Raw genomic sequence first — 9,326 nt, forward strand, 5'->3', positions numbered from 1 at the left:
AAGACCTCAGCCGACTAACGTCGGCACTACGATGCCTGCGCCCCATGTTCTATTCAGCATGACAAGCTGCTGGGATACGTAACAATTTCTGCTTCCCCATGTCAGATTGCAGATTGCAGATCATGAACGCCTGCTCGCCCCCTACCTCCGCGCCGCCAACTGCTCACGGAGTACCTGCGCCACCTGCTCACAGTTTGCTGGCGTACACGCCAGTGAGCAGGTGGGAATAATGAGCCAACGGTAGATCGTAATGATCGCGTGGCGCTTGTGGAGCTTCATTCGGCTGATCTGATGCCAATGGATCGTTGTTGTCTCCCTCTGTTTGGCTTCTTGTTGTTTAATCCAGATCAGAAAGCGGGATGTAGCCCCCTCATACTCTTTCGATAGAGCATCTCTTTTAATGATCCCTGTTTCATTAATCTCATATTCATGATCTTCTGCGATAAAATAGATAAAAAAAGCGGTAATAGCGCCAAAAAATCCAAGACTAAGCAGAACAACCCCAATAAACAACGATACCCGCACCAAACTCAGCGTGCGTTCCAGCGAAACGGGCATACTCCAAGCCGCAGCAAAGACCAGGCCCAAGAGTGCAGCAATGAACAGGAAGCTCATAGACAACCTAAAGCGCTGCACTCGGCAGTGCCGGACTTTTAGTTGGGCTTGCCATTGCAGGATTGGTGTTGTTTCCATTGGTTCAACAATTCCAGTGCCGCAGCATAGGGATCGCGGGTACGTTGGGCGATCTGGCGTACCAGAGTGTCCCAAGCGGGGCCACGAGTTTGTTCAAGCGCCAATTCTTGGAGGGCAGCGCTCAATTCGCGTTCGGCGGCAGCATGGGCACATGCCTCTGCAAGCCCGCTCTGCTGGAGGTGAGCATAGTGTTCGTTGGCTGCCGCAACAAGCGCAGCGCAGCCGCGCCCTTCACTAGCCACCGTCAAGAGTACCGGCACTTGCCAAGCATTGGCGTCGCGGGAACCAAATTGCAGCATCGTACGCAACTGCTGGGCCACCCGCTCGGCCCCTTCACGGTCGGCTTTATTGACCACAAAGATGTCGGCAATCTCCAGAATGCCCGCTTTGATACTCTGCACATCATCGCCCATACCGGGGATGTCCACCACCAGCGTCGTATGGGCAGTGCGTGCAATATCCACCTCACTCTGACCAGCTCCCACCGTCTCGATCAGCACATGGTCAAAACGGGCCACATCCATCAGGATGGCCGCGTCTGCCGTAGCGCGTGCAAGGCCGCCCAAGCGCCCACGACTAGCCATTGAGCGAATAAAAACCCCCGTGTCGCCTGCAAGTTGTTGCATACGAATGCGGTCACCCAAGACCGCGCCACCACTAAAGGGCGAACTGGGATCTACAGCAATAACGCCCACTTGGGCACCGCGTTGACGCCACTCCAGAGCCAGTTGGCTCACCAGCGTTGACTTGCCAGAGCCCGGTGGGCCGGTAACACCCACCAGGTGGGCCTTGCCACTGTGGGGATAGGCGGCGGCCAACAACGCTCGCGCCGCTGGCCCGCCCCGCTCAACCAGACTCAACGCCCGAGCGAGGGCCCGCCGCTCACCAGAGCGCAGACGCGCTATGAGATCGCCATAATCCACAAGCCTACTCCCGTGCAACCCCAACTTGATCCTTAATATAGCGCACAATCTCGTGGGTCGAGGCCCCCGGCCCAAAGATAGCATGCATGCCATGCTGTTCACACAGCACCTGGGCATCTTCATCCGAGATAATCCCCCCGGCAACCACCAGCACATCGTCCATCTGCGCCTCGCGCAGCAGTTGCATCACCTTAGGCAGCAGGGTCATATGTGCGCCCGAGAGGATCGAGAGGCCAATCACATCCACATCCTCTTGCAATGCCGCCTCAACGATCATCTGGGGCGTCTGCTGCAAGCCGGTGTAGATCACCTCCATCCCCGCATCGCGCAACGCCCGGGCAATGATCTTCGCGCCCCGATCATGGCCATCAAGTCCAGGTTTGGCAACTAAAACACGAATGGTGCGCTCCATTGCGGTGTGTCTCCATTGAGTAGAAAAGGAACATGAAGAACAGAAGAACAGAAGAACAGAAGAACTGAAGAACTGAAGAACTGAAGAACTGAAGAACAGAGGTAAAGTAAGCTGATTATAGCATGCCCTATGAGCTTTCAGGAGGGGGGGGGCGACGATAAGCCACAGATAGGGAATTGGGAAGGGCTAACATGACCCTGGACTGGCTGAACTTAAGGAAAAAGAGGCTGTATGAGGTTGCATCCTGCTACAGCCTGTGGTAGAGTACGATTCTATGCCGTTCATACCATGATGCAAAGTAGCATGTATGCCTATCGCAATGATCATCCACGGTGGTGCATGGAACATCCCCGATTCGCTGGTTGAGGCGCATGTGGCGGGTTGCCGGGCAGCCTTGGAGACAGGCTGGGCCGTGTTGAAGACTGGCGCAAGTGCGCTCGATGCATGCGAGGCGGCGGTGCGGGTGCTGGAGGATGACCCAACGTTTGATGCGGGTACCGGCTCGGTGCTTACGAGCGCCGGAACGGTTGAGCTTGATGCTGCACTGATGGATGGGCGCACACTCAGGTATGGCGCAGTGGCCAATCTGCGTCGGCTACGCAATCCGATCAGCTTGGCGCGGCATGTGCTTGAAGGGCCCGCCACATTCCTCGCGGGCGAAGGGGCCGAACAGTTCGCTGTTGCCTGCGGCCTCCCTCTCTGCGACAACCATGAACTGATTACGCCCCGTGAACGCCACCTCTGGGAGCGTTGGCAGGCTGGTCAAGCCCAAGCGCCTGCTGAGAACCCTCCCCATACGGAGGTTCACGTTGTTGGTGGCCACGATACGGTGGGAGCGATTGCGCTCGATCGTATGGGCAACCTCGTGGCGGCCAATTCAACCGGCGGTACACCCTTTAAGCTGCCCGGACGCATCGGCGATACACCACTCATTGGTTGTGGCCTCTATGCCGATGGTCGCGTTGGTGCGGCGGTCTGTACCGGCTGGGGTGAGGCGATCACCCGTGTAGCAATGGCTCGTCGCGCCATCGAGTTGCTTGAACGCGGCCTGCCGCCCCAATCTGCCGCCGAAGTGGCCGTGCGCACGCTCGGACGCGCCGTACCCGGCGGGAACGGCGGCTGTATTATCCTAACCCCCCAAGCCCGCATCGGCCTCGCTTGGAATACGCAGCGTATGGCCTATGCCTATCAGTCTGAAGGGGCGCAGGCCATCTGGGGTTGCTAGAGATCTGAAGAGATTTCTTTTTTACCGTCGTAGTGCCGACTTTAGTCGGCATCCGGGGGTTGTCGCCGACCTCAGCCGGCTAAAGTCGGCACTACCTTAAGAGGCTGTCTGAAAATTCTATGAACTGGCGTTGGAGTGCCGGCTTCAGCCGGCAATCCAACGCATAACCACTAAACAAAAAAACGGGGTTTGGGGCGTAGCCCCCATACGCATACGCATTGCGGATGCGCTACCCCGCCTAATTCCTACACCCCTCCCCTACCGAACAATGATCATGGTGGGTATGCTGGGGGGTATGTTCCCCGTTGCTCACGTTATGGCGCTGAAGCTGCGAACGCTCAAGGGACTCATAGGCGATCCAGAGCTCTTGAACGAGACTGTCGGGAAGTTTCCATCCACGTTCGAGATGGCTGAGAATACGTTCGCGCTGAGATTGACTAAGCATTGGTCTACACTCCTCACGACCACCAGGTGAACTGGATTGGCCGCGCTGTCGTGCGTCGTTACATCGCACCTTTGATGGGCCGTTTGTCACCACACGAGTACCGAATACATGCCCATCAGCCTCTAGTGTAGAGCCCGGAGTTACAAGATGTTGGGGCAGAACCATGTTCTGCCCCATGCCCCCATTCTTATGGCGGCGAAGCCGCGCCTAAACCCCGCCAAGCTAGGGGGTTTGGGGCAGAACCAGGTTCTGCCCCAACCCCCCTAGCTCACTTCGGTGATGCGTTGAGCGATGCGCCTGAGTAGGGCGCTGTCGCTCAGGCCCAACTCTTGCATGGCGTTGGCAGTCGTCTGCACGAGCGGGCTGGCTGGGGGCAGGGGCTGTGGTGCAGGCGCTGCGGCCACGCTTGCTGCTGATGTAGCCGTAGGCTCTGGGTGCCAAAGCGGCTGCTCGCGGTGGCGTACCACCATCGGCCAGCCGTAGAGCCGGGCGAGGAAGCGGATGTAGCTTTGGGCCGCCTGGGCAAGCGTATGTTCGCGGGCGACAAAGCTGCGGGCCTGTTGCCCCAGTTGCTCCGCAAGCTCAGGCCGGTCAAGCAGCAAACGGCAATAGGCCAAAATCTGATCCCCCTCGGCGGGGCCGGGGTCTACCTGAGCAACCACACCAGGCGGTAGTTCGGCAAATGCGCCTACGGCACTGACAAGTGTAGGTCGCCCCGCCCCAAGCAGCCGCAAGAGGCTCGCGCTCGTCTCGCCACCCGTGGGGTAGCGCAGGTTCACACAGATGTCAGCAGCGGCCACATAGTCCTCGAACTGTTCGCGCGGTGCGTAGCCAGTAATGCGTACCGCCTCGCTCAAACGGCTACGCTCAATCAGCCCCTTGAGGTCGTAGTTGGGCGAAACACTGCCGACCAGCAGGTAGCGCACCTCACGCCCCTCGGCGCGCAGCGCCGCCAACGCTCGCAGGGTCGGTTCGATGCGTTTCCAGGCATTGATATGCCCAAAGCTGGCCAAGATAGCCCCATCCTGCGGCAGCCCTAGACGCGCACGCGCAGCGTTACGCTCAATTGGCGGGGGCGAAGGCACACCCATAGGCACAACCGCACGCGGCAACGCCGGGCTTAGGGCCGCAACCCGTTCGGCCACATAGTGGCTATGAGCAATCAGCCCCCGCGCCTGAGCCAAAACCGGCTCGCAACAGGGAAAATCAAAGGCCGCATCGCTAAAGCGCGAACGAATCATCAGTTGGGCAATATGGCCCCCCGGCTCGCCATAACGCTCCAGCATCGCCCGCACATAGAGCTGAATATCGCGCTGCACATTGGCCGCATACCAGAGCATAAAGTGGTGCAAAACAAAATCGTGCAGCACCACCACCCCAGGCAGGCGTTGGGCCGAACGCCAAATGCCCGCATGGGCCGGACTATTGCCCATATGGTAGACCAGGGCATCATAAGGGCGTCGCCGCAACTCGCGTGGCAGCCGTCGCAACGGCAAAACCTCAAGCTGCTGCGTCAACAGCCGATTACTTGGCCGCAGCCCATCCTCCACAAAGAGCGTCAGCTCGGCATACTGCCCCAAATAGGGCAATAGCTCCTCACTATAATCCGAGATGCCCGAAGGGGCCGGGTTGACTGGCGAGCAATAGGCAATACGCGGAATCTTCATAGTGCAGGCATTGTACCATGGGCCTCACAGGAGCCTCCCACTTGGTATAATGAACAGCATTATACCATTTACGATTGCAGATTGCAGATTGCCGAACATGGCGTCCCAATGGGCGTTAGCATTCTTGATAATGCGGCATGTTCAAGGGTAATTGGTAGTAGCCTTCACGTAGCAACGAGCATATGTCAAATTCAGAGCCACACCCCAGCAGCACAAAACTTGGCACAGCGGCGCTACCGGCTGCGGTATTAGCCACGATTGAGGCGTGCGCAGCGGCGTGTCGCACGACGCTCAGTGAGCTTGATGAGCAGCGCGAGCATCTGCGCGCCACGCTGGAACGGCGTATCAAAGCGACTCCCGATGGCCCAACGCGGCGGCTCTGTGCCGTGGATGGGGCGCATGCCAGCGTAGCCGCCGCTGGGGCGGGCTTTGCTGCGATTGCAGCAGCAGCGGTTGAAGAGGATACCCTGACCGACCAAGAGGTCTTGGTGCGCATGCTGCCCCCCGTAGAGGAGCTAGAGAGCATCTTGGGCGGGCTACGCTCACTGCTCGAACTGCACCTCCTAGCCCGGCGCATTCGCGCCACCAGCAGCGGCCTCTTTGTCCTCGACGGATCCTTCTACTCTGTCCTGCTCGAAATCAACCGTCTGCTGATGCGCCTGGCCCAAGACCACCGCAGCAACCGGCCTCCCGCATGGTGGGCCGACTTTCGCCCCTTGATCGAACAGTTCTTCACCAACGAAGACTGGCGTCTGGTGCTAGAATGTCGCCGCGTGATTGCCCACTCCAAAGCGGCTACCGCCGCCGACGATGTCCTAGAGTTTGCACCACAACTTTCGGGAACCATTACCGACCGCACGCTCTGGACGAGTGTCCTCAATCCGGGTGAATATGCCATACCGATGCCGCTCATTCGTCGTGACCGCCCCCATCTTTTGACTGGCTATCGCAGTCCGACGATCAGCGACTTTCGATCTTTACGGCGGGCAATTGAGCATGGCTATGGGCAACTCTATGTCATCTACTACCGCCCTGAAGCCAGTGGCCCAGCCTATCGCATCGAGCTACCGGCAGCCCTGATCGCCCGTGAGCCATTGGGCGCAGTACTTGCCACCTTCCGCAACGCCTTGCGGGTCAACAGTATCCAAGAACCGCTGCCCCAATTTTTGGCCGACGCGATCTGCCGTCAACTCGGCCACGCCCTCGCGGCCACCGCCGAAGGAGCCCGCACCACCCTGCAGAACGAGTTCGACCTTGCGGTGGTGCAGCGCTTCTTGGGGCCGCACCGCACGCCACGGCGGTGATGCCATTTTCGATTGTAGATTGTAGATTGTAGATTGTAGATTGTAGATTGTAGATTGTAGATTGAGGAAGTTGCAATGCGTTGGTTCATGCTCCTTAGCTTGGTGCTCACCATAACTGGCTGTAGTCTAACAGCGTCAGCGCCTAACCCACCGTTACACATCCTTGTTGACGTAGAAGGTCATGCCGAGGTGAAGCGCAGTGATTGGCAGAGCTACGCTCCGGCTATGTTTGGCACCATGCTAACGTCTGGTGACGAGTTGCGCGTGCAAGGACGTGCCACGATTGTTTGCAGCGATCTGCAACTCATTGTAGTAGACGATCATCAAGGCATTATTCCTTGTGGAGCTGAGACGCACATTCTGAGCTACCCGCTCCTAGAAGCAGTGGGAAGTTCACATAGCCATGGTGACTCGATCCCATTGGTGATCACCCCCTTGCAGGGTCGGCTGCTCGATCCACGCCCGCAGATCCGCTGGACACCTGCGCACGATGCTGAAGGCTACCGCGTCACCCTGCTGCGTAGCGTGACGCTACTCACTGACGAGCGCGTGGTCTGGGAGCGCGATGTTGGCGCGGTGACCAGCATGGACTTCCCGGACGATGTCGCGGCGCTTGAACCAGGTGTCGCCTACCAGTTTGTCGTCGCGGTTGCCAACGACCCGCAGCGCAGTTCCCAACAGGACGAGCGCTTCCTCAGAAATCCTAACCTAGTGCGCCTGTTGAGCGCCAGAGATACTGAACTCATAAGCGCCTATACCGAGCAGATCGCCGCTCTTGGGCTTGATCCGACCGCACAGAAGCTGGTACTTGCCACCCTCTACTACCAACAAAGACTCACTATTGATGCGCTGGCCTTACTGGCCGATGCCCCCGACGAGCCAGTTATAAGCTACGTGCGAGGCATGATCTACCTGCAGATTAACGCAAGTTTGGCAGAAGAAGCCTTCCAGCAGGCTCTGGCGCAATCGCTCGAGCGCAACGACCTTGAAGGTCAGGGCGTAGCTCTACGCATTCTGAGTCGGCTTGCCCTTATTCAAGATGACCAAGCTGCGAGCATGGCATACTTGCGTGCAAGTTTAGAGATCTACCGTCAAATCGGTGCGACTGAGACTGTGCGCAGGTTTGAAGCATCACTTGCTGCCTTGGCCGAAGAGTGACGTACAATTCATTGCTTCTTCAACAAGAAAATATACTCATGCTTAAAAATATAGAAGCCACCCACCAGAGCACGGTAGCGCCAAAGTTCCTTCTGATTGCGCTTGCCTGAGGTATCTTCAAAATTTTTGACGATAATGCTCTTCAGGCTAAAGCCGCGTTCAAGCGCCGCATTCATCGTCTGGAAGCCAAGGGGAATCCAATCGCCTTTGTAGTATTTATCGCCAATCACGATGGCCAGGTAGCGGCCCCGTTCGAGGATGGGGGCTGCGTTGCTCATGACTGCACCCATCATGCTGAGGAAACCCTCGGTTGAATGGGCATTCGAGAGATCGCGAGGATCCTCGCTGAATTTGATAATATCGTAGTAGGGTGGGTGCATAATGACAAGCTGTACGCTCTCTTGCCCATATTTAGCCAATAGTGCTTTATAGTCAATGGTGCTACTATCGCCCTCAATAATATCAATGGTAGCACCATAGCGATTCGGTTCTTTCACAATAATTTTTTTGATGTGGCTAACCATACGATTTTGGAGTTCCACACCTAAAACATGACGGCCCAAGCGTTGTCCTTCGATCATGGTGGTGCCTGAGCCAGCAAAGGTATCGAGCACCCAATCGCCACGTTTGGTATAGCGGCGCATCAACTGGTGCGGGATTTGGGGGATAAAATTGCCCCAGTAGCCCGCCGTATGCACCCCCGAACTGTCGCGCCGATCAATCACCCAGAGGCTATCGGTGATAATCTCGTCATACTCTTTCCAACGGTTCAAATTGATGTCATTGATCGCGCTCGTGCGGGTCTCGGTGATACTTTTGATCAGGCGGTTGACGTAGTAGATAGCACGATCCAGCGTGAGTGAGCGTACAATCTGCTCCAACTCGGCGTTGAGTGTCTCGTAATCATACTCAACAGCCTGAAGATTTGAACCATTGGTATGAATTGGATTGTGAGGGTCTTGTAGCTCTGTTTGAAGTTTGTTTATTGACACCTTAAGTTCACTAAGATTTGCAACGTTTTTGATTGCTGCAAGTTTCTCAACGGTGGTGGTGGGATCAAGGAGGAGAACGTTTTTTTTCATTTCATAACCCCTCTTTGTTTTTTCGTATTGGCGGCTTTGCCGCCAAGATAAGGTTTCAGAAACGGCCTTTCACCTTTACAGTTGGAGTGCCGACTTTAGTCGGCATCTAATGGCAACCTACGGTCTCAGCCGACTAAAGTCGGCACTCCGTCGGAGACCAAACTGTAAAGTAATCTTAAAACCTTGTCCAATACGAAAAAACAAAGTTGCTAGGGATGGTTTCAGAAATGCGCTTTCAGCTTTACAGTCGTAGTGCCGACTTTAGTCGGCATCCGGGGGTTGTCGGTGACCTCAGCCGACTTATGGTCTTCCAGAAATTAATCCGGTGTCGCGGCACGGACTAGACCTGATAGATATGCCAGATCTGCGAGGTCTGGTTAGCGGATTATTTACTGGAAGACCATTAGTCGGCACTAC

The 9,326-nt window shown here is 56.6% G+C and carries 8 protein-coding genes; 3 read left to right on the forward strand and 5 right to left on the reverse strand.

The annotated features are described in order from the left end of the window. Positions 1-141: 141 nt before the first annotated feature. The 3 genes from CJ255_RS19815 to CJ255_RS19825 are packed head-to-tail and all read right to left on the reverse strand — an operon-like array spanning position 142 to position 2,028. Positions 142-693 carry a hypothetical protein gene (locus CJ255_RS19815; protein WP_124682022.1) on the reverse strand — a complete coding sequence of 184 codons (552 nt, stop codon included), beginning with the start codon at positions 691-693 and terminating at the stop codon, positions 142-144. Next, complete coding sequence (gene meaB, locus CJ255_RS19820; protein WP_097645817.1) at positions 654-1,616, reverse strand: methylmalonyl Co-A mutase-associated GTPase MeaB; 963 nt, start codon at positions 1,614-1,616, stop codon at positions 654-656. The genes CJ255_RS19815 and meaB overlap by 40 nt, the downstream gene beginning before the upstream one ends. A 4-nt stretch (positions 1,617-1,620) precedes the next feature. Then, a complete protein-coding gene (locus CJ255_RS19825) occupies positions 1,621-2,028 on the reverse strand; it encodes a cobalamin B12-binding domain-containing protein (protein ID WP_097645818.1) in 408 nt (135 codons plus the stop codon). Between the two features lie 307 nt (positions 2,029-2,335). Here CJ255_RS19825 and CJ255_RS19830 point away from each other — a divergent pair, with 307 nt between their 5' ends. Next, positions 2,336-3,253, forward strand: coding sequence for an isoaspartyl peptidase/L-asparaginase family protein (locus CJ255_RS19830; RefSeq protein ID WP_097645819.1), 918 nt, complete (start codon positions 2,336-2,338; stop codon positions 3,251-3,253). Positions 3,254-3,961: 708 nt separating this feature from the next. On the opposite strand, the gene CJ255_RS19840 is transcribed toward CJ255_RS19830, so the two are convergent. Then, positions 3,962-5,365: a glycosyltransferase family 4 protein gene (locus CJ255_RS19840; RefSeq protein ID WP_097645821.1), complete on the reverse strand. Its 1,404-nt coding sequence runs from the start codon at positions 5,363-5,365 to the stop codon at positions 3,962-3,964. A gap of 182 nt (positions 5,366-5,547) precedes the next feature. Between CJ255_RS19840 and CJ255_RS19845 the strand changes: the two genes are divergently transcribed. Together CJ255_RS19845 and CJ255_RS19850 are read left to right on the forward strand one after the other, a co-directional pair. Continuing rightward, positions 5,548-6,669 carry a DNA double-strand break repair nuclease NurA gene (locus CJ255_RS19845; protein ID WP_097645822.1) on the forward strand — a complete coding sequence of 374 codons (1,122 nt, stop codon included), beginning with the start codon at positions 5,548-5,550 and terminating at the stop codon, positions 6,667-6,669. A gap of 75 nt (positions 6,670-6,744) precedes the next feature. Then, positions 6,745-7,827, forward strand: a complete 1,083-nt coding sequence (locus tag CJ255_RS19850) for a tetratricopeptide repeat protein (protein ID WP_097645823.1) — start codon at positions 6,745-6,747, stop codon at positions 7,825-7,827. A gap of 8 nt (positions 7,828-7,835) precedes the next feature. Here CJ255_RS19850 and CJ255_RS19855 read toward each other — a convergent pair whose 3' ends face one another. Further along, on the reverse strand, positions 7,836-8,909 hold the full coding sequence (locus CJ255_RS19855; protein ID WP_097645824.1) for a DNA methyltransferase: 1,074 nt from the start codon (positions 8,907-8,909) through the stop codon (positions 7,836-7,838). Between the last annotated feature and the right edge of the window lie 417 nt (positions 8,910-9,326).

Source organism: Candidatus Viridilinea mediisalina, from assembly GCF_002532535.1.
Taxonomy (GTDB): Bacteria; Chloroflexota; Chloroflexia; order Chloroflexales; family Chloroflexaceae; genus Viridilinea; species Viridilinea mediisalina.